We start from the raw sequence: 20,467 nt of genomic DNA on the forward strand, positions 1-20,467 counted from the left end.
GACGACATCAACCGATGCATTCTCGACAAGGAGAAGTTTCATGACTCGACTGATCGCTTTGCTTGTGCTCGCAGGAACCGCCATGCTTGTCACTGGTTGCAACACGATGGCCGGCGCCGGCCAGGATATTTCGAAGGGCGGCCACGCCATCACGAACGAGGCGGAAAAGGCAAAATAAGCCGGCACATGGCAGCAGGATTTGCAGAGCCCGTCGCGGGATGCCGCGGCGGGTTTTTTTTCGTGGAAGCTTGCCTGCAGGTTTGTGGCGCGGCGCGACGCGACGTGTTTTCAGAACGCCATCAAACAGAACGGCGACCCACTGTCGTGGATCGCCGTGCCGTCCTCCCACTTTCCGACCACCCGAAGTCCTTGATTGTCCGGCTGGCGCGAGCGGCTCATCAATGCTCACGCCGCGCGAGGCTCATCCGATGATCGGCGGCCCCGTCATTGCCCGGTCAACGTATTCGACAGTTCCACACTCGGCGTGCTCGTGTTGCCGTTCTGTACGACCAACAGGTGAATCTGCCCCGGCACCAGTTGGCTCAATGCGCCCGCGATCGGCACAGACGTGATCAGCCAGTCCGCGTTGTTCGCCAGCGAGAACGAGTTCGACTGGAAGATCGGCGTCTTGCTGCCGGCCACCGTCGCGATCAGCACGTACTGACCGCCCGACACGTAGATCGAATCCTGGCCGCTCGCCGGCACCGCGTTCTTGAAGGACACGCCGGAGATCGTCGGCGACACGTTGGCGATGCTGGTGGCGGTGGCCTGCACGAGATAAAGGTCGAGGTCCGGCGCGTTCGCCGACGCATTGAAGCCGCGCACGCGCGCGTCATTGGTCAGCAGGCCCTTGTCGAACGGATCGTCGATCAGGCCGATGTCGGGCGCGGACACACCCGGCAACGCGAGCACCGTGTACACGTGGCCTTTCGAGACATTGGGGAAGGTGCCGCTCGCGAGCGCGTTCTTCGTGCCGGTCGCCGCATACGCGACGGTGGTCGAGCCCGTGTCGATATTGGTGAGGTTGGTCACGCCTTTATACGAGATGTTGGTCTGTCCGGAAGGCGCGCTGCCATTGACGAGGAAGTCGACCGCGGGCCCACCCGGAAACGCGTGAACGAAGTGGATCTCGGGATTGGTCAACCCCAGCTCCTTGCCCGCATCGCTGCCACCACCGCCGCCGCACGCGCTCAATACCGCCGCGGCCGCAACGACCGCCATCATGGTTCGAATCATTTTCATTGTGTTCACCTGTGTCGATGTCGGGCTTGACGCTCTTCGCCCATTGATACGTGGACGCCCGCGGAAGACCTCGCGGTCGCCCTCCTCCCATCCGTGCCGCACGGCGCGCCGGTTTTGTCGGTAGCGCGTCCGTGTCGATGGACGCTCGCAGTCAGCAATGGATGTGCCGTGCCCCTAATATCTGGCGCGAGGCAACTGACCAACGTGTTGCGGATCAATGGATTGCGGCGATTTAGAATTTTTCCTCGGCGGTCGGGTCCGGCGCGCGGTGTATCGTTCGTGCGGCCCTTCACTTACACGGTCCCTGCATGTCTTACCAACACTTACTCGCCGAGCTCGACCTGGGCTTCACACGTCTGTCCAACCGCGTGGTGATGGGCTCGATGCATACGGGCATGGAAGACCGCTTCTGGCATTACCCGCAACTGGCCGCGTACTTCCGCGAGCGCGCGAAAGGCGGCGTCGGAGTGATCATCACGGGCGGCATTTCGCCGAATCGTCAGGGCTGGCTGCTGCCGTTCGGCGGCACGCTCAACTCGGTATTCGATCTGCGCAATCACCGGCTCGTGACCGAGGCCGTGCATGCGGAGGGTGGCAAGATCGCGCTGCAGATCCTGCATGCGGGCCGTTATGGCTACCAGCCGTTGGTGGTGTCGGCGTCGCCGTTGAAGTCGCCGATCTCGAAGTTCAAGCCGCGCGCGCTGACGCTCGCCGGCATCGACCGAACCGTGCGCGACTACGCGCGCTGCGCGCGGCTCGCGCAACGCGCGGGCTACGACGGCGTGGAGATCATGGGCAGCGAAGGCTATCTGCTGAACCAGTTCCTGTGCCCGCGCACGAACCGCCGCACCGATCGATACGGCGGCAGCATCGAGAATCGCATGCGGCTCGCCTGTGAGATCGTCGAGCGGGTCCGTGCCGAATGCGGCGAGCGCTTCATCGTCGTGTACCGGCTGTCGCTGATCGATCTGGTCGAGGGCGGCAATACGTGGGAGGAAACCGTCCAGGTCGCGCAAGCGCTCGAGGCGGCCGGCGTGACGATCTTCAACACCGGCATCGGCTGGCACGAGGCGCGCGTGCCGACCATCGTGACCTCCGTGCCGCGCGCGGCGTTCGCTTCGCTCACCGCGCGTCTGAAAGCATTCGTCAACGTGCCGGTGATCGCGTCGAACCGTATCAACACGCCCGAGGTGGCCGAAGCGCTGATCGCCGACGGCGCGGCGGATCTCGTGTCGATGGCGCGGCCGCTGCTCGCCGATCCCGACTTCGTGCTGAAAACCGCCGAGAACCGCGCGCACGAAATCAACACCTGCATCGCGTGCAATCAGGCCTGCCTCGATCACACGTTCAGGAATCAGCGCGCGAGCTGCCTCGTCAATCCGCGCGCGGGGCGCGAAACCGAGCTCGTCTACCGGCCGCTCGCGAGCGCTCGCGAGGCGCGCTCGATCGCAGTGGTCGGTGCCGGTCCGGCCGGGCTATCGGCCGCGACGGTGGCGGCCTCGCGCGGGCATCGCGTGACGCTGTTCGAGGCCAGCGACACGCTCGGCGGCCAGTTCAATCTCGCGATGCGCGTGCCGGGCAAGGAAGAGTTCAGCGAAACGATCCGCTACTTCGGCAGCCAGTTGCAACGCCATCGTGTCGACGTGCGGCTCGGCACGCGCGTCGATGCTGCACTGCTTGCCGCGGGCGCCTACGACGACGTGATCGTCGCGACCGGCATCGTGCCGCGGCGGCCGGCGATTGCCGGCATCGACGGGTCCAACGTGCTGTCGTATGTCGACGTGCTGCGCGGTGCGCCGGTCGGCGCGCGCGTCGCGGTGATCGGCGCGGGCGGCATCGGCTTCGACGTCAGCGAGTTTCTGCTGCATCGCGCGGGCGAGCCGCTGCCGGTGCCGCGCGATACGTGGCTCGACGAATGGGGCGTCGACCTCGCGGTGCGCGAGCGCGGCGGCCTGAAGCCGCCCGTTGCCGCGCAACCGGCGCGGCAGATCTGGCTATTGCAGCGCAAGGCCGGCAAGCTCGGCGCGGGGCTCGGCAAGACGTCGGGCTGGGTGCATCGCGCGGCGCTCGCGAGGAACGGCGTGCAGATGCTCGGCGGCGTCGAGTATCGGGAGATCAGCGCGCGCGGTCTGAAAATCGCGCGAGACGGTGCCGACGAATGGCTCGACGTCGATACGATCGTCGTGTGCGCGGGGCAGGAGTCGTTGCGCGAGCTGTTGCCGTCGACGGTCGATGGCAACCACGGCAGTGGCGGTCCGCGTTTTCACGTGATCGGCGGTGCGAAGCTCGCGACCGAGCTCGATGCGAAGCGAGCGATCCGCGAGGGCGCGGAGCTGGCGGCGGCGCTCTGACAACAGCGGCGCGATTCGACGAGAACCGCGCCGCTCTCAGGCGCTGCCGTTCTTCTGGTAATCGAACCAGAACGACAAGCCGACGCTGCTCAGGATTACGATCGTCGCGATCACCGTCGAGCGCGTGACCGGCTCGCCGAGCAGCAGCGCGCCCAATGCAACTGCGACGATCGGATTCACGTACATGCAGCTGCTCGCAATGATCGGGCTCGTGTGGCGAATCAGATAACCGTACGCGACGAACGCGGCCATCGTGCCGATCAGCATCAGATACAGGAACGCGACGAGCGGCAGAAAATGCAGTTCCAGCATCTGCTCGCCCGCCGCCCACGCGACCAGCGTCGAGATCGCGCCGCCGAGGCCGATCTGCAGCGAGGTCGACAGAAACAGGTCCGACGGCAGCTTCAATACCCCGGCCAGATGCGCGCCGCCAGCCCAGAACAGCGCGCCGCACAGAATCGCGAGACTGCCGCCCACCGAGCCCGGCGTGCTGTCGCCGTGACTCAGAATCACGATGCCGGCGAATCCGAGGCCGACCGCGAACCATTCGCCGCGGCCGATCTTCTGTCCGGCGACGGCCGCGATCACGGTCGCGAACAGCGGCACGGTCGCGACCATCACGGCCGCGGTGCCGGTGCCGACCGTGCGCATGCCGTACGCGAGCATGCCGCTCGACAGACCCACCAGCATCGTGCCGACGAGGCCCGCGTTGCGAATTTCGGCGACGCTCGGCCAGACCGGCTTGCGGCGCGCGGCGAACACGAACAGACCGATGCCGGCGAACAGGTTGCGCAAGCCCGACATCAGCAGCGGCGGGAACGAGCCGAGCGCGACGTGCACGGCGAGATAGGTCGAGCCCCACACCAGATAAACGACGGCAAGCGCGAGCGCGACCCGCCCTTTGCGCGACTGCGGCAGACGCAGCGGCCAGCCACGCGGAGAAAAAATTGAGCGTTGCAGCGACATGCGTTCAGCCCGCCGTCGCCACTCGACCCGCGCGCTGCGCTCGATGCCCGCGAGGCGCCGCGCCTGCGTCGATGCCTTTCGGGCGGGATGGCGGGCACCGCATCGGCGATGCGGTCTGACGGGTGAGGCTGGCGGACATGTCGGTGGAACAGTAAGACGATGAGCGGCGCAGGGAGCGCCAGAAACGGCTATGGCGGCGGAATCGGTCAAAACGACACGATGCAACGCCGCCGTGATGCGCGGCGATGCCGCGGGCGAAGCCGCGGCGCGCAACGCATTATGCAGTAAGCGCCGAGTGCGCCGCGCGACAGAATCGTAACTTTTTGGTGTTCCTGCAACAGAAAAGCCGGGGACGCATCCCCGGCTTGCATTCGGTTCCGTATCCGTTCGATGCTCAGCGCATCAGCAGGATCGCTAAGCACCGTGGGCGCGGACTCAGTTGCCCATCGCGCCCGACGCCTCGTGCTTCATGCCCATCGCGCCGCCGTCCTTTTTCATCGAATCGTGTTTCATCGCGTCTTTTTTCATGCTGCCCTTCGACATGCTGTCTTTGGACATCGAACCTTTCGACATCGCGTCTTTCGACATCGCATCGTTGGACATCGCGCCGCTCGCCTGAGCGAATGCCGCGCCGCCGCTTGCCAGCATCAGCAACGCGATCGTGGTGGTTGCAATCTTCTTCATGGGATGACTCCGTGGGTAGTGGATGAATCGAAACCGGCTCGTGCCGGCGTGCTTCCGAAGCCGCTGCCGCAAGCGCGCGTGCGCCCGCATGCGTCAGGAGCCTCCGAACCAGTTGTAGCCCTGGTCGACCCAATAGCCGCCGGGATACGTGTTGGTGACGAAAATCTCGACGATGTGCTTCGGATTCTTGTAGCCGAGTTTGGTCGGCATCCGCAGCTTCATCGGGTAGCCGTATTTCGCGGGCAGCCGCTCGCCGTCGTAGGAAAACGTCAGCAGCGTTTGCGGATGCAATGCGGTCGGCATGTCGATGCTTTCGTAGTAGTCGTCTGCGCATTTGAAGCCGACGTACTTCGCCGTCGTATCCGCGCCGACACGTCGCAGAAAATCGCCGAATGGCGTGCCGCCCCAGCGGCCGATCGCGCTCCAGCCTTCGACGCAGATATGTCGCGTGATCTGCTCGGCGTGCGGCAGCGCATACAGTTCGGGCAGCGTCCACACGCGCTGGCCGGTCACGAGCCCGCTCAGTTTCAGCTGGTAATCGGAGCCGTCCACGTGCGGCACGTCGTCGATGCCGTAGTACGCGTTGAAGGGAAACGGTCGCGTGATCTGCGCTTCGGTGTAGGTCGGCGCGAGCTGCTTCGGATCGAACAGCGCGGCCTGCGCGCGATCGTTCAGCCGCGATACGGCGCTCAGGAAGCGGTTCACGGAAGTGTCGTCGGTCAGCGAGCAGCCGGTCAGCATCGATAGGCCGCCGAGCGTTAGTAGCTGCTTGCCGAACAGGCGTCGCGACGGCATTGCCAGTTCGCGCTTCGCATCGAGCAGGATCGATGCACGGTCGAGCGTGTGGCTTACGTGCTGCGTGGATTGGCCTGCTGGTTTGTCGATCGGCTTGTTCATGATTCGATATCCGTAGGGTGTTCGCATTGCGCTTTCAGGAGCGTGAACACGAGCATGGTCGTGAGCAGCCGCGGCTCAACGTCCGCGCAGCATCGCGAGCAACGAACGCGGCACGAGCGCCACCATCGCCAGATGCACCGCAAGAAACGCGGCCAGCAGCGACATCGCGGTGAAGTGCACGACGCGCGCGTTGTCGTAGCCGCCCATCAGTTCACGCAGCAGCGGAAACTGCACCGACTTCCAGATCGCGAGCCCCGATAGCACCAGCACGATCAAATCGGCGATCGCGAACAGGTAGGCGAATTTCTGCACCGCGTTGTAGACGCGCAGATCGTCGTGCGACAGCTTCCCGCGCAACGCGGCGATGAAATCGCGCAGCACCGCGCGCGGCGTCAGCGGCAGGAACTTGCGCACGAAACGCCCGCTCGCGAGATTCAGCGCGATATACACGAGGCCGTTGAACACCAGCAGCCACATCGCCGCGAAGTGCCATTGCAGCGCGCCGCCGAGCCAGCCGCCCAGCGTGATCGCGGTCGGAAAGCTGAACGCCGGGAAGATCGGCGACGCGTCGTAGATGCGCCAGCCCGACAGCATCATCACGATCGCGGCGAACGCGTTCAGCCAATGCGTGATGCGCAGCCACAGCGGGTGAATGACGCCGCGCTTGGGTGCGGCTGGCGCGGAGGGTGCGCCGGGGCGCAACGCGTGCGGTGTGGGTGTGGACATGGCGGCCCTCCTCGGGCAGCGGTAGAGAATGCGTCGCGTGCGATGTCGATCAGCGGCACGCGGGAAGATCGGCCGCTTGCAGCACGTCGCCGCTCGCGTCGCTTTCGACGAATGCGACCACGCCAAAGCGGTCGGCGGCGTGGGCGATTGGATCGGCTTTCGGGTCGACGCTCGCATCGCGTACATCGACGTCCTGACGAATCCTCGCGTGACCGGCAACGAGTGGCACGGGCCCGATCCACGCACGCACGACGCGTTCGTGATGCAGCGTCGCGCCGCGGTTTTCGCCCGCGCCGACCTGCGTCGTCAGCGCGTTCTCGTAGACCGCGAGATAGGCGCTCAACGGACCCGTGGCGGGTGCGGCCGTCGTGCTGAACTGCGCATCGACATCGAATGCGCCGGGCTCACGCGGGCTCAGCGCGAGCGCGACGCTCGCCTGCGCGGGTGCGGCGACGAGCTCGTCGATGCGGCGCTCGAAACTGTCGCGTTGCGACCAGTCGCGCAGCTCACGGCCCGCGACGAACACTTCCGGCGTATAGATCGTGTGCGCGCCCGCGAGATGCGTCAGCGTCTGCTGTCGTTCGGTGAAGCGATGCTGGGAAAAGCGGTCGGTCCAGCCGAGGCTGTTCCAGTAGTCGACGTGCAGCGCGAGCGGCACGATGCCGTGCGCGGCGCTATTGCTTTTCCATTGACCGAGCCATCGGTCGGCGGGCGGGCAGCTATCGCAGCCCTCGCTGCTGTACAGCTCGACCAGCGCGAGCCGGTGCGCGGGGCTGTGCGTCGCGCATTGGGGCCCGGCCGCGTCGGCCGCACTGATGCCCGAAGCGCTCAGCAGAACAATCGCGAGGCTGGCGGCGGGCTTGGAAAGAATCGTAAAGCGCTGAAGTATCGAGCGATTGTGCGCGGTCGACATGACGTGCTCCGATCGTAATCTGCACGTTTGTCGAACCGCGCGGCCGGTTATGACAGGCCTCTTTTAATTTTTTTCCGGCATGGGGGAGCGAGCCCGAGCTCGCCTTCGACTCAGTCGTAACTGACCACCACCGTCATGCGCGTGTCCGTATCGGTGCGCTGCGCGTTCAGCGACAGCACGCCGCCGGTGCGATCGACCGCGTAGTGGCCGTCGCGGGCCAGCACGACGTGCCCGGTGCCATCGACGAAACGCGCTGCCACCAGATCGCGCGACTGCGTGCCGCCGTTCACTTCGAGCGCGACATCGGCCCCGCTGACGACGCCCGGCGGCGCGCTGAACGTCACCGTGCGCGAGAAGCGCTGACCGACCACGCTCGCGCTATCGACGGCGACGCCAGTGGGCGCCGTATCCGCGCTGATCTGCAGCGGCGGCGCGACGATCATCCCCACGAACCGGATCACGCCGCCCGTCACCGTCGATGCCGCCGGCGCCGCCAGCGGCGCGGCAAGCAATGCCACCACCGCGGCTGTGCGACCGAACGTTCGCCACCGCATTCTTTCCGCTTTCATGTGCACCTCTCTGTCAATCGGCGCGAGTCGCCTCGCGCCATTCACGCGCCATCCGGCGAATCGCTTCGCTGGAGTGCGGCCTTCGCTGCACCTTGTTTAACGGCAATCCTCTGACTGGCTTGAACGCCGTGGGGACCGCGTCGCTTTCATCTGGCACCGCACGAAGACGGCCGATCGACGCAGCGCGATGTCGCCAACGGAAGGGGCTGAGACAGCGTGCTAACATCAAGCTTTCGTCGCTGGTGTCGCGAACTTCACGTTTTGCTGCGCGGCAACCTCCCGTTCGCTGTTCCCCATCACCTGGTCGTTTTGCCCGTGACTTCTGTGCGTCGTCCGACTTTCCGTGCCCTCGCCCGCTTGCGCCCATGCCGCGCAGGCGGCTGCGCGCGCGCGGGCGTCGCGCTGCACGGCGCCGGCGAGACGTCCCGAACGCTCCCGCTTCACGCCGCCCGGCGCCCTCGCTGACGTAGCCTGCCAATACCCAGGGCCGCGTCGCCGGGCTCCGGGCTTTCCCATTCGTCCACTCATCCGCCGACCACCCACATGGGGTCGTCGCACGCGGCCTTCCTTCACCGACCTATCCGGAGTGCTGATGATGAAGAAGATCAAAACCTGCTATCTGACCGAACTCGACGTGACCCGCCTCGAGAAATATGCGGCCGCCAACGCCAAGCTGCAGCACATGCTCGACGACGTGCTCGAGCGCGCGGTCATCGTCGACTCGCACGATATCCCCGCCGACGTCGTCACGATGAACTCGCAAGCGACGCTGATCGACACGGCGAGCGGCGAACAAATGACGTGGACCGTCGTCTATCCGCCCAATGCCGATTTCGCGCAGGGACGGCTGAACGTGTTTTCGCCGGCTGGACTCGCGCTGCTCGGCGCGCGCCGCGGCGAGAGCATCCGCTTCACGCCACCCAGCGGCGATCAGCAAGTGCTCAAGATCGACAAAATCCTGTATCAGCCCGAAGCCGCCGACGATTTTTCGCTGTAAGCCGGCTGTTCCATTGCTGTAAGTTGCCCTGTCTGATGCGGTCTCGAAACAAGCATAGGAGATGTCCGGTTTCATCCGGACCAGTTTTTTGAATCACTCAGACAGGTTGCCAAACCGCTGGCGGGCGGTGTATCGTGTGCGCTGCTAACGCGGGGGTCCTGCGTAGCGCGGAGCTGGAGGTCCGTGTTGCGTGGGTGAGAAATACCCTTTGAACCTGATCTGGATAATGCCAGCGCAGGGAAGCGTACGGATCTCGCACCAGCCTCAACAGCCTCACCTCTTAGCGATTTCCGACCACTTCCATCTCAGTCTCCTGCTTAGCCGCCCCACTTTGTACGGAGACTTACATGAACGCCAATCCGAAGTTTATTTCCGCCGAAGCCCATGTGGACGAGGCCGCCGTCGCGCCGCTGCCGAATTCGCGCAAGGTCTACGTGACCGGCTCACGCCCCGACATCCGCGTGCCGATGCGCGAAATCTCGCAGGCAGACACGCCCGACAGCTTCGGCGGCGAAAAGAATCCGCCGATCTACGTGTACGACACGTCGGGCCCCTACTCCGACCCGGACGCGAAGATCGACATCCGCGCGGGCCTGCCCGCGCTGCGTCAGGCGTGGATCGAGGAGCGCGGCGACACCGAGCCGCTGACCGGTCTGTCGAGCAGCTTCAGCCGCGAGCGCGCCGCCGATCCGGCCACCGCGCAGCTGCGTTTCCCGGGCCTGCATCGCACGCCGCGCCGCGCGATCGCCGGCAAGAACGTGACGCAGATGCACTACGCGAAGCAAGGCATCATCACGCCGGAAATGGAATACATCGCGATTCGCGAGAACCAGCGTCGTGCCGAGTATCTGGAGACCTTGAAGGCGAGCGGCCCGAACGGCGCGAAGCTCGCCGCGATGATGGGCCGCCAGCACCCCGGCCAGGCATTCGGCGCGAGCGCGTTCGGTCCGAACGGTCTCAGCGAAATCACCGCGGAATTCGTGCGCGAGGAAATCGCGCGCGGCCGCGCGATCATCCCGAACAACATCAATCACCCGGAGAGCGAGCCGATGATCATCGGCCGCAACTTCCTCGTGAAGGTCAATGCGAACATCGGCAACTCCGCGGTGACCTCCTCCATCGGCGAGGAAGTCGACAAGATGACATGGGCGATCCGCTGGGGCGGCGACACGGTGATGGATCTGTCGACCGGCAAGCACATTCATGAAACGCGCGAATGGATCATCCGCAACAGCCCGGTGCCGATCGGCACGGTGCCGATCTACCAGGCGCTCGAAAAGGTCAACGGCAAGGCCGAAGACCTGACGTGGGAAATCTTCCGCGACACGCTCATTGAACAGGCTGAGCAGGGCGTCGACTACTTCACGATCCACGCGGGCGTGCGTCTGCAATACGTGCCGCTCACCGCGAACCGGATGACCGGCATCGTGTCGCGCGGCGGCTCGATCATGGCCAAGTGGTGTCTCGCGCATCACAAGGAAAGCTTCCTGTACGAGCATTTCGAAGACATCTGCGAAATCATGAAGGCCTACGACGTGGCCTTCTCGCTCGGCGACGGCCTGCGTCCCGGCTCGATCTACGACGCGAACGACGAAGCGCAACTAGGCGAACTGAAGACGCTCGGCGAGCTCACGCAGATCGCGTGGAAGCACGACGTGCAGGTGATGATCGAAGGTCCGGGCCATGTGCCGATGCAGCTGATCAAGGAGAACATGGACCTGCAGCTCGACTGGTGCGACGAAGCGCCGTTCTACACGCTCGGGCCGCTCACGACCGACATCGCGCCGGGCTACGACCACATCACGTCGGGTATCGGCGCCGCGATGATCGGCTGGTTCGGCACCGCGATGCTGTGCTACGTGACGCCGAAGGAACACCTCGGTCTGCCGAACAAGGACGACGTGAAGACCGGCATCATCACGTACAAGCTCGCCGCGCACGCAGCGGACCTCGCGAAGGGTCATCCCGGCGCGCAGGTACGCGACAACGCGCTGTCGAAGGCGCGCTTCGAATTCCGCTGGGAAGACCAGTTCAATCTCGGTCTCGACCCGGACAAGGCGCGTGAATTCCACGACGAAACGCTACCGAAGGACTCGGCCAAGGTCGCGCATTTCTGCTCGATGTGCGGCCCGCACTTCTGCTCGATGAAGATCACCCAGGACGTGCGCGAGTTCGCCGCGCAACAAGGCGTCAGCGATAACGAAGCGCTGCAGAAAGGCATGGAAGTCAAGTCGATCGAATTCATGAAGCAAGGCGCGGAGATTTATCAGCGGCAATAAGCGGCTTACGCGATTCGCGCGAGTTGGCCCCGCAGTATCGAAGCCCGCCGGCATGGCGGGCTTTTTTATTTGGCCGCGTCGAGCAGGCACGTTGTGTGCTCAAAGAAGGGAACAACTGCTTCCAACAACGAAGGGAGTCAGCATCATGAAATCGATCCGTCAACTCGGTACTCGTCTTGGCACAGTCGCAGTCGCGTTTTCGCTCGTCGCGGGTCTCGCGGCATGCGGCGACATGTCTCCACGCACACGCGATACCGCGATCGGCGCGGGTGTCGGCGGCGCGGCTGGCGCGGCAATCGGCGGCAGCGGCTTGTCGACGTTGGGCGGCGCGGCGGTGGGCGGTGTCATCGGTAATCAGATCGGCAAGTGAGCGGCCAGTGAGCGTTGCGTCCGCTCACGCGTCTAACGATTCATACAGGACGGCAAACGATTGTTTCGGACCACGATCCGCACGGCCAAGGGCCGCGGATGCGGTGTGCCTTCGTGCCGACAATCCGCGTGGAAATAGACTGAAATATGCGGTTGCGGTTTTGCCACAGCGCTGCCGCGCCAGGAGCGTAAGCTCCTCATAACGACGTCGCGCGAGGCGGCATCGGTTCATCGAGGAGCGCGTTATGAAGTCCCGCGTCGTCACCCATCTTCGCGCGGTGCGCCGCTCGACGCCGCGCGAGTCGCCCAGTTCTTCCGCAAGGTTCGCGCGGCCCGCCGCCGCGCTTTCCGCGCTCGCCTCGAGTCTATTTTTAGCCGGCTGCTATTACCCCGCCGGTTACTATCCCGCGGGCTATTACACGTCGTACTATTCGACCGCGCCCGCGACCACGGCGGACCAAGCCGCACCGGCGACCGATCCGCAGCAAGCGCCTCAAGCCCAGGCGCAAATGCAGGTCGCGCCGCAGGACATGCCGCCCGGTTATGCTGCCCCCGCGCCCGTGTATGTGGCGCCGCCGGTCTATCCCGCCTACTATCCGCCGCCGGCTTATCCCTATCCCGCTTATTACGGCTACCCCGCCTACTACGGACCGTCGATTGCGATCGGCATTGGTGGCTATTGGGGCGGCCATTGGGGCGGCCATTGGCATTGACCTGTCTCTGTTCGCCCACCACCGCGCCCACCCCGCCCGTAGTTTCCCGGCTTGACTCGCCGATATGGCGCTCTATTCTTGAAAGGTTGCACGCAGCACCCGCTTAAATCAGGCGCCGCCGTCGAGGCCACTCGCAAGCGTCCGCCGTGCCAGAGCGACGCGCCGTCATGCGCAATCTCCCGCGTCGAATTACAAACAACGAAGGAGACATGATGTTTCATCAACTGCTCACTCCAGTCGGTAATTCGCTTTTTCCGTCGTTTATCGTCGCCGCGCTGCCGATCATCGTCGTGCTCGCGTTGCTCGGCTGGGCGCGCAGGCCAGCGTGGCAAGCGTCGCTCGCGGGACTGATCGTCGGTTTGATTGTCGCAATCTTGGTCTGGCAGTTTCCGGTCGGACTGGCGTTCAACTCGGTCGCGGCCGGCATCGTGTTCGCAATCTGGCCAGTGATGTGGATCGTGTTCACCGCGATCCTGCTGTACAACATCGCGCAGCGCTCGGGACGCTTCGAGGCCTTCCGCCTGTGGATGATCGAAAACCTGCCGAACGACCGGCGCATCGTGCTCGTCGTGGTCGGCTTTTCGTTCGGCGCGCTGCTCGAGGGCATTTCGGGCTTCGGCACGCCGGTCGCAATCACGAGTTCGCTGTTGATCATGCTCGGCTTTCCGGCGCTCGAAGCGCTGATCTTCACGCTGATCTTCAACACCGCGCCAGTTGCGTTCGGCGCGCTCGGGGTGCCGATCACGGTGCTCGGTGCGGTCACGCATCTGCCGTCCGATGTGCTCGGCAAGATGGTCGGGCGGCAATTGCCGTTCTTTGCGGTCCTGCTGCCCTTCTATGTGATCGGCGTGTACGCGGGCTTTCGCAACATGCTGCGGATCTGGCCGGTGCTGCTGGTGTCGGGCCTGAGCTTCGCGCTGACCCAGTTCGTCGTCTCCAACTTCGTGAACTACAGCCTGACCGACGTGCTGTCGTCGCTGGTTTCGCTGATTCTTACCGTCGCGTTCCTGCGGGTCTGGAAACCCGCCGCCGATCCGAAATTTGCGATCAACGTTGATCGTATCAACGAGGTGCGCGGCAAGATCGGCGGTGCGCAGGGTTGGTATCCGTGGATCATCGTGTCGGTTGTCGTGATCATCTGGACGATCGCCAGGATCTTCACGATCGGCGAAGTCAAGGTGCCGTGGCCTGGCCTCGACAAGGCCGTGTTCATCACGCTGTATAACGCGCCGTACGGCGCAATCTGGGACTTCCAGCCGCTCGCGACCGGCACCGCGATCCTCGTCGCGGCAATCATCACCGCGTTGATCGTGCGGCTCCCCGTCGCCGAGTTCGGCAAAGCGATCGCCGATACGTGGGTACAGACGCGCATCGCGATTCTGACCGTGGCGACGATCGTCGGCCTCGCATATCTGATGAACTACTCGGGCCTCAACTACACGCTCGGCCTAGGCGTCGCATCGGTCGGGCCGGTGTTTCCGCTCGTGTCGGCGTTCCTCGGCTGGGTCGCGGTGTTCCTGTCGGGCAGCGATACGTCGGGCAATGCGCTGTTCGGCAATCTGCAGGTGGTGGCGGCCAAGCAGCTCAATCTGAATCCGGTGCTGATGGCGGCGACCAACTCGTCGGGCGGCGTGATGGGCAAGATGATCTCGCCGCAGAACATTTCGACCGGCGTCGCAACCACCGAGTTGAAGGGCAAGGAAGGCGTCGTGTTCGCCAAGACCTTCAAGCATTCGATTCTGCTCACGGTGCTGCTCGGCGTGCTCGTGTGGGCGCAGCAGAACTTCCTGCAATGGATGATTCCGCAGTGAGCTCGCGCCGCTAACGACGCAATGCGATTCACATCGTTTCGGACGGCTGCCCGCACACCGCGGGCGCCGTTTGCAATTGCATCTCTGCTACCGCTCCGCCGCATCGCAATTTTTCTCACATATCGGTGAGAATTGCTCGTTTGGCCTGCGCCTTCGCAGCGCTTAGCATCGACCTACCCGGACGCGGCCGTCTCCCGGATCTTGCCGTTTCATCCCGCATTGAAACGAATCGCGCGATCGCACTGTTAGGATGAGCTGGCGTCCCGACTCAACTGCGCGCGGCGCCATTCCAATGAAAGCCAGAAACCTTCTGCAACTGCTGATCCTCGCCGCCCTGTGGGGCGCATCGTTCCTGTTCATCCGCGTCGGCGTGACCGACTTCGGCGTCGCGCCGCTGATGGCGCTGCGCGTCGGCATCGGCGCCCTCTTTCTCGCGATCGTACTGATCGCGCGACGGCCGCTGCAACAGTCCACCACGCTGTTGCGCACGCACGCGGTGCCGCTGCTCGTGGTCGGTATCCTCAATTCGGCGGCACCATTCTGCCTGTTCGCGTATGCCGAGCTGACGCTGTCGGCGGGCGTCACGTCGGTGATCAATGCGTGCGCGCCGCTGTGGGGCGCGCTGGTCGGCTTTCTGTGGCTGCGCGACCGGCTCAGCGCGCTGCGCACGCTCGGCCTCGTGGTCGGCTTTCTCGGCGTGCTGATGCTCGTGTGGGACCAGATCGCGGCGCCGGACGGCTCGGCCGCCTCGCCGCTCACCGTCGCACTCGCGGCCGGCGCCGCGCTCGGCGCCACGCTGCTCTATGGCATCGCCGCCAACTACACGAAGCGTCACCTGACTGGCGTCGACGCGCTGAGCGTCGCGACCGGCACGATGATCGGCGCGACCATCGTGCTGCTGCCGCTCGCGGTGATCTACTGGCCCGCCGCGCCGATCTCGCTGCACGCGTGGGGCGCGGTGATCGCGCTCGGCGTCGCCTGCACCGGCATCGCGTACATGCTGTTCTTCCACCTGATCGCGGTCGCCGGACCGACGCGCGCGATCACCGTGACCTTCGTGATTCCGATCTTCGGCATTCTGTGGGGCGCGTTGTTTCTCGGCGAGACGGTGTCGCCGGGCATGCTCGAAGGCTGCGCGGTGATTCTGGTCGGCACCGCGTTGGCGACCGGCGTGATCAAGCGCTTGCCGTGGGTCGGCACGCGACGGCGCGCGGATACCTGAGTAAGCGGTCGAAAAAAAACCGCCCGGATTGCTCCGGGCGGTTTTTTCGTGGAACCGGCGGCGTTGGCCGCGAGGCTCTCGTATCAGTGCAGCTGGTAGGCCATCAGGCTCATGATCTGCTTCGCCTGCGAGCTTTCGTCGACTTGCCCCTTGTCGTCGACCACGGCCACGCGGGTCTGGCTCGGCGTCACGGCGCGCACGTTCACGCGATACTGCTTGGCGACCTTCTCCTTCCGGCCGTGGAAGACCTGGCTCCAGAAGCCCTGCTCGGCCGACGACATATCCTTCGGATCGACGTAGCGCACGAAATACAGGCCGCGGCTCACGTCGCGGTCGTCGACCGTGAAATTGCTGCGATCGAGCGCGAGGCCCACGCGCAGCCACGCGCGGTCATACGGCTCGCCGAGCGTGAGTTCGGTCGATGAGAGCTGCGCCGACGTGTTGTTGGCCGAATCCGTATCCAGCGTCGACGGCTGGGCCGCGAGCGCGACGTTCTGCGCGACAACGGCGGCCGTCGCCGATTTCGCACCCGCCGTCGCGGCGTTCGGCGCGATCTGCGTGCCCGCCGGCGACAGCTCGGCGTTCTGCGTGCCGCCCGCACCCGCTTCGGCCCGCGCCAGCGAGGCCATCAGGCGCTTCAGATATTCCTGCTCGAGCGCCGGGTCGTTCGGCTTGGGTTGCCACTGGGTCGACTCGTTGTTGGTACCGGTGATCGCCTCACGCATGCCTTTCTGGCTGACGAACACGTAGGTGCCGCCCTTCGGCGCCGCTTCGAGACGCGTGCGGAACTTGTTGCGCTCCGAGCTCACGTAGCTGTTGCCCATCGCCTTCGACAGCGTGTTGCGGATAAAGCCGTCGTTGATCTGCGCGTGGGTTTCGTTCCAGTCGGTTTCCATCACGCCCTTGTCTCGCTGGTCGACGACCAGCAGGAAGCCCTGCTCCTGCCAGAAGCGGCGGATTTGCGGCCAGGCCTGATCGGGCGTTTTGTTGTCGATCACGAGCCAGCTTTCGGTGCCGTCGCGCTGGATGTGGATGCCCTGGACGGGCGGCACGACCGCGACCGCGTCGCCGGCCGGCGCCTGCGCCTGGACCTGTTTCAGCGTGGACAGCGAGGTTTCGCCGCCTTGCGGCGGCAGCGAACGCTGATCGGCCGTCTCGTCGATCATGTTCGGCGGTACGGCAAGCGATACCTGCTTCGAACGGGAGTCGCTCCTATAGTCGATTTTGGTCGGCGACGAGGTACCGCAGCCGGCGACCAGCCCGCCTGCCATGAGCATTACTGCAAACCGCTTGGTGAGACGAAAATCAGTCATGTTCGGGGAATCCTTCCGCTACGCCACGGCAAGTTTCCGTGGATCAACCCAACATTTTACCGGTCCCGGCGAGGCGTGTGCAAAAACTGGGGTTTGCCCGGGAAGCGCCGCTTGCCACGGCGACGAAAAAGGTCACGGGGAAAAAGTCCGCGCCGATCACGCTATTTGCCCTCTCATGAGGTAAATTTAACACTCAATGACACTTTCGAGTTGACATTGGGAGTATTCCCAAGTCTTTGCCGGAAGCCCGCCGAATAAGGGCTTCCGGTCTGCATGCGGCTTGTTTTTCAACACGGCGTGCGGCCCTGTCCGCGGCGATGTGCAAAAACCACAAGAAAACCGGTGCTACGTTAATCGAGTTATCTCAATAAAAATCCGGCGCCAAACGAGGAAGGCCTCATGTCCAATTCCTGTTTCACTCCATCCGCGATCGCCTCGGTGATCGCCGTCGTCGCGTGCTGCGCGTGCTTCGGCGCGCATGCCGAGTTGGGCGGCACGATGCCGAGCCAGGCGGTAGCGGGCGCGAGCGCGCCGCGCACGCTGCTCAATGGCGCACTGCGCGAGCGCACGTGGACCGACGCCGGCAATACGACCATCAACGAATACGCAACCAGCACCGGCCTGATCGTCGCCTACGCATGGCAAGGCCCGACGATGCCCGATCTGCACGCGCTGCTCGGCAAATACGGCGATTCGTACAAGACCGGCGCCGCGGCGGCGGCCGGCAGCGGCAATCTGCATTCGTCGCGGGTCTCGCGCTCCGACGTGATCGTCGAGTCCGGCGGACCGATGCGTGGGTACGTCGGCCGCGCGTGGCTACCGGCGGCTTTGCCCGCCGGCGTCAGCTCCGATGACATCCAGTGACGCGTGCGCCGCACGCGTCGCTCGCACACCCTCCACGCCTGAGTTCCACCCGACGGACCGCCACGCCATGAAATCCGCCTTGCGTTTCCATGCCCTGCTTCTGATCGTCTGCGCGGCCTTAGGCGGCTGCGGCGGCGGAAGCGGCAGTTCCTCGTCCGGCCCATCCGGCTCGGGCTCGGGCTCGACGCCATCCGCGAGCGCGCCGACCGGTTCCACGGGCGCGTCGAATACGAGCGCGAACGTGCCGCAATCGACCACACCCAACGTGCAGCCGGTCACGGTCGGCGTGGCGCCCGGCAATACGCGCAACATGCTGATGACGAGCGTCACCGTCTGCCAGGCCGGCACCGGCAACTGCGCGACGATCGACGACATCCAGGTCGACACCGGCTCGAACGGCCTGCGCATCCTCGCATCGGCGCTGCCGACGACCTTGTCGCTGCCGACCATCGCCGCGGGCAGCGGCGTGAGCGCCGAATGCGCGGTGTTCGGCAGCGGCTACGCGTGGGGCTCGATCCGCACCGCGGACGTGCGCATGGCCGGACAACAGGCGTCATCGATTCCGATTCAGCTGATCGCCGACAGCGCGCTGCCCGGCGCGCCCGCCGACTGCGCGAACTCCGGCGGCGCGTCGCTGCTGGCCGTAGCGAGCCTGCACGCGAACGGCATCCTCGGCGTGGGCCTGTTCCCGGTCGACTGCGGCAACGGCTGCGCGAACTCCGCCTTGCCGCGCTGGTACTACAGCTGCACGACGAGCGGCTGCAGCGCGACCGCGCAGCCGCTCGCGCAGCAGGTGACCAACCCGGTCAGCAGCTTCCCGCTCGATAACAACGGCGTCGTGATCGACCTGCCCGCCGTCGCCGATGCTGGCGCGGCGAGCGTCTCGGGCTCGTTGATCTTCGGCATCGGCACCCAGTCGAACAATACGCTGACGAGCACGAACGTTGTGAGGGCGAACTCGGCGACCGGGTACGTGACGACGAACTCGGGCGGCCTGACCTATGCGGTGAGTTATCTCGACAGCGGCTCGAACGGCCTCTTCTTCCACTCGACGCAGTTCCCGTTGTGCGGCTTCTGGTACTGCCCGACTTCGACGCAGTCGGCGAACGCGTCGATCACCGGCATCGATGGCGTGTCGCGCACGGTGTCGTTCGACATCGCCAATTCGAACACGCTGTTCGCGTCGCCGAACAACGCGTTCGACAATCTCGCCGGCAATTCGAGTCTGGGCTTCGGCTGGGGCTTGCCGTTCTTTTACGGCAAACGCATTTACACGGCGATTGCGACGCGCAATACGTCGGCCGGCCAGGGGCCGTATTACGCGTTCTGAGCTTTGCCCCGGTTAGATGCGTAACAACGGTGCGGGGCGCCGGCGCGAACTCAGCCCGCTGCGCTGGCCGGTTCTGCAGCCGGCGTGGCCAGCTGAGGCGGCGCGAGCCAGCGGAACACGTCGAGCTGTTCGCCATGGAATGTGCACTCGGCGGCGGCCGGCGTGCGGACCCTCTGCGGCTGGGCCGGCTTCGCGGCGACCTCGACCTCGGACGCCGCTTGCGACGCCGATGCGGCAAGCGGTGCGGAAGCCGCCGTCGCGGACGCGCTCCCCACATGCTCGATCGTCCCCTCCACCACGACGCGCGAGCCGCGAATCGCGGCCCCGCGATGGGTGACCCGCAGCCTGTCCGACGACATCCCCGACGACGGCTCGGCCAGCTTGCTGCGCATCAATTGCTCGCAGGCGTTCGAGTTGCGCGTGACGATCGTGCAGGCCGCCAGCAGCGCCGCGGCGCTCGCGAGACAGGCGACAGAGAGAAGGCGAATCTTCATCGATGTTCCGTTGTTCGAGGCCCCGGTCATTGTAGCCGCTTGACCTTGACGCGGCGCATCGGCATCGTGTCGGCCGGTGGCGCAATCGGCCGCCAGGTTGGCCACATTGCGCGGCGCATCAAAGCGCCCCCCCGGTAACGACTCCGGCTTCTTCATGCTCGGCCTCGTCCTGCTCGCGATCGTCGCCTACGCCGCGACCAATATCGACAACCTGTTCGTGCTGCTCGGCTTTCTGACCGAAGCGGGCGTAGAGCGCGTCGCGTGGTCGCGGGCCAGTACGCGGGATCATTGATCCTCGTCGCCGCCGCGCTAGTGCTCGCGGCCTTGCTCACGCGCCTGCCGGCCGGTTACGAGAAGTCAATTCGCCGGCCGCGGCGGTTGCACGTAAGTACGCACACCCGCCAGCGGCGCGCCATAGCCGCCCGCGCTCGGGTTGTTCGGCAAGCCGTTGAGCAGTTGCGCGCGCGGATCGGTCGGATTCAGATTCAGCTCTCCCGCCTGCTGATTGCCGTGCGTCGGATACTCGCTGCCGTGCGCCGCATGTGGCATCAGGCGCGTGCTGTTCTGCGGCGCGTTCATGTCGTTCTGCGCGCTGAGCCCCTGCGCGCCGGCTTGCCCGACGAACCCGCATGCCACCGCCGCGCATGCGCAGATCCTTGCGACGGCGGATATCCACGCTACCCTGTTCATGTTCGCCTCCTGCTCAGTGAATTGACGACGCCTCGTG

General features: G+C 65.1%; 21 protein-coding genes and 1 riboswitch. Of the genes, 11 read left to right on the forward strand and 10 right to left on the reverse strand.

The window, feature by feature from the left end; genetic code table 11:
• The first annotated feature begins 40 nt into the window (after positions 1 to 40).
• Positions 41 to 178: an entericidin A/B family lipoprotein gene (locus GCT19_RS03940; RefSeq protein WP_013089876.1), complete on the forward strand. Its 138-nt coding sequence runs from the start codon at positions 41 to 43 to the stop codon at positions 176 to 178.
• A gap of 266 nt (positions 179 to 444) precedes the next feature.
• Here the strand turns inward: GCT19_RS03940 and GCT19_RS03945 are convergent, their stop codons facing one another.
• Positions 445 to 1,242: a DUF4397 domain-containing protein gene (locus tag GCT19_RS03945; protein ID WP_152851056.1), complete on the reverse strand. Its 798-nt coding sequence runs from the start codon at positions 1,240 to 1,242 to the stop codon at positions 445 to 447.
• Between the two features lie 308 nt (positions 1,243 to 1,550).
• Here GCT19_RS03945 and GCT19_RS03950 point away from each other — a divergent pair, with 308 nt between their 5' ends.
• Positions 1,551 to 3,593 (forward strand): NADPH-dependent 2,4-dienoyl-CoA reductase, encoded by a 2,043-nt coding sequence (locus GCT19_RS03950; protein ID WP_152851057.1) that lies wholly within the window; start codon positions 1,551 to 1,553, stop codon positions 3,591 to 3,593.
• 36 nt (positions 3,594 to 3,629) lie between these two features.
• On the opposite strand, the gene GCT19_RS03955 is transcribed toward GCT19_RS03950, so the two are convergent.
• From GCT19_RS03955 to GCT19_RS03980, 6 genes are all read right to left on the reverse strand, one after another.
• On the reverse strand, positions 3,630 to 4,559 hold the full coding sequence (locus GCT19_RS03955; protein ID WP_152851058.1) for an EamA family transporter: 930 nt from the start codon (positions 4,557 to 4,559) through the stop codon (positions 3,630 to 3,632).
• Between the two features lie 435 nt (positions 4,560 to 4,994).
• Positions 4,995 to 5,243 (reverse strand): pentapeptide MXKDX repeat protein, encoded by a 249-nt coding sequence (locus tag GCT19_RS03960; RefSeq protein WP_152851059.1) that lies wholly within the window; start codon positions 5,241 to 5,243, stop codon positions 4,995 to 4,997.
• Positions 5,244 to 5,336: 93 nt separating this feature from the next.
• Complete coding sequence (locus GCT19_RS03965) at positions 5,337 to 6,140, reverse strand: molybdopterin-dependent oxidoreductase (RefSeq protein ID WP_018435293.1); 804 nt, start codon at positions 6,138 to 6,140, stop codon at positions 5,337 to 5,339.
• Between the two features lie 75 nt (positions 6,141 to 6,215).
• Entirely contained in the window at positions 6,216 to 6,866 is a 651-nt protein-coding gene (locus GCT19_RS03970; protein WP_152851060.1) for a cytochrome b/b6 domain-containing protein, read from the reverse strand.
• Between the two features lie 49 nt (positions 6,867 to 6,915).
• Entirely contained in the window at positions 6,916 to 7,779 is an 864-nt protein-coding gene (locus GCT19_RS03975; protein ID WP_152851061.1) for a DUF1223 domain-containing protein, read from the reverse strand.
• Positions 7,780 to 7,889: 110 nt separating this feature from the next.
• Positions 7,890 to 8,348, reverse strand: coding sequence for a hypothetical protein (locus tag GCT19_RS03980; protein WP_152851062.1), 459 nt, complete (start codon positions 8,346 to 8,348; stop codon positions 7,890 to 7,892).
• 592 nt (positions 8,349 to 8,940) lie between these two features.
• Between GCT19_RS03980 and GCT19_RS03985 the strand changes: the two genes are divergently transcribed.
• The 6 genes from GCT19_RS03985 (at position 8,941) to GCT19_RS04010 (ending at position 15,739) form a co-directional block, all read left to right on the forward strand.
• Positions 8,941 to 9,345: a GreA/GreB family elongation factor gene (locus tag GCT19_RS03985; protein ID WP_013089885.1), complete on the forward strand. Its 405-nt coding sequence runs from the start codon at positions 8,941 to 8,943 to the stop codon at positions 9,343 to 9,345.
• A 141-nt stretch (positions 9,346 to 9,486) separates the two neighbouring features.
• A riboswitch (TPP riboswitch) is annotated at positions 9,487 to 9,604 on the forward strand.
• A gap of 88 nt (positions 9,605 to 9,692) precedes the next feature.
• A complete protein-coding gene (gene thiC, locus GCT19_RS03990; protein WP_018435288.1) occupies positions 9,693 to 11,624 on the forward strand; it encodes a phosphomethylpyrimidine synthase ThiC in 1,932 nt (643 codons plus the stop codon).
• A gap of 145 nt (positions 11,625 to 11,769) precedes the next feature.
• Positions 11,770 to 11,994 carry a glycine zipper 2TM domain-containing protein gene (locus GCT19_RS03995; protein ID WP_018435287.1) on the forward strand — a complete coding sequence of 75 codons (225 nt, stop codon included), beginning with the start codon at positions 11,770 to 11,772 and terminating at the stop codon, positions 11,992 to 11,994.
• A gap of 244 nt (positions 11,995 to 12,238) precedes the next feature.
• Positions 12,239 to 12,706 (forward strand): hypothetical protein, encoded by a 468-nt coding sequence (locus tag GCT19_RS04000; protein ID WP_152851063.1) that lies wholly within the window; start codon positions 12,239 to 12,241, stop codon positions 12,704 to 12,706.
• A 212-nt stretch (positions 12,707 to 12,918) separates the two neighbouring features.
• Positions 12,919 to 14,517 carry an L-lactate permease gene (locus GCT19_RS04005; RefSeq protein ID WP_026228660.1) on the forward strand — a complete coding sequence of 533 codons (1,599 nt, stop codon included), beginning with the start codon at positions 12,919 to 12,921 and terminating at the stop codon, positions 14,515 to 14,517.
• Between the two features lie 292 nt (positions 14,518 to 14,809).
• On the forward strand, positions 14,810 to 15,739 hold the full coding sequence (locus tag GCT19_RS04010) for a DMT family transporter (protein WP_152851064.1): 930 nt from the start codon (positions 14,810 to 14,812) through the stop codon (positions 15,737 to 15,739).
• Positions 15,740 to 15,822: 83 nt separating this feature from the next.
• Here GCT19_RS04010 and bamC read toward each other — a convergent pair whose 3' ends face one another.
• The gene (bamC, locus tag GCT19_RS04015; protein WP_152851065.1) at positions 15,823 to 17,052 is read right to left on the reverse strand and encodes an outer membrane protein assembly factor BamC; all 1,230 of its coding nucleotides are present in this window, start codon (positions 17,050 to 17,052) and stop codon (positions 15,823 to 15,825) included.
• 399 nt (positions 17,053 to 17,451) lie between these two features.
• Between bamC and GCT19_RS04020 the strand changes: the two genes are divergently transcribed.
• Both GCT19_RS04020 and GCT19_RS04025 read left to right on the forward strand, forming a co-directional pair.
• A complete protein-coding gene (locus GCT19_RS04020; protein WP_152851066.1) occupies positions 17,452 to 17,916 on the forward strand; it encodes a DUF2844 domain-containing protein in 465 nt (154 codons plus the stop codon).
• A 67-nt stretch (positions 17,917 to 17,983) separates the two neighbouring features.
• Positions 17,984 to 19,246 carry a DUF3443 domain-containing protein gene (locus tag GCT19_RS04025; RefSeq protein WP_152851067.1) on the forward strand — a complete coding sequence of 421 codons (1,263 nt, stop codon included), beginning with the start codon at positions 17,984 to 17,986 and terminating at the stop codon, positions 19,244 to 19,246.
• Positions 19,247 to 19,296: 50 nt separating this feature from the next.
• On the opposite strand, the gene GCT19_RS04030 is transcribed toward GCT19_RS04025, so the two are convergent.
• Positions 19,297 to 19,740 (reverse strand): hypothetical protein, encoded by a 444-nt coding sequence (locus tag GCT19_RS04030; RefSeq protein ID WP_026228659.1) that lies wholly within the window; start codon positions 19,738 to 19,740, stop codon positions 19,297 to 19,299.
• Positions 19,741 to 19,894: 154 nt separating this feature from the next.
• Here GCT19_RS04030 and GCT19_RS04035 point away from each other — a divergent pair, with 154 nt between their 5' ends.
• Entirely contained in the window at positions 19,895 to 20,032 is a 138-nt protein-coding gene (locus GCT19_RS04035; protein ID WP_227749165.1) for a hypothetical protein, read from the forward strand.
• A gap of 65 nt (positions 20,033 to 20,097) precedes the next feature.
• Here the strand turns inward: GCT19_RS04035 and GCT19_RS04040 are convergent, their stop codons facing one another.
• A complete protein-coding gene (locus GCT19_RS04040; RefSeq protein ID WP_152851068.1) occupies positions 20,098 to 20,430 on the reverse strand; it encodes a hypothetical protein in 333 nt (110 codons plus the stop codon).
• Positions 20,431 to 20,467: the final 37 nt, after the last annotated feature.

Source organism: Paraburkholderia atlantica (genome assembly GCF_009362785.1).
GTDB lineage: Bacteria > Pseudomonadota > Gammaproteobacteria > Burkholderiales > Burkholderiaceae > Paraburkholderia > Paraburkholderia atlantica.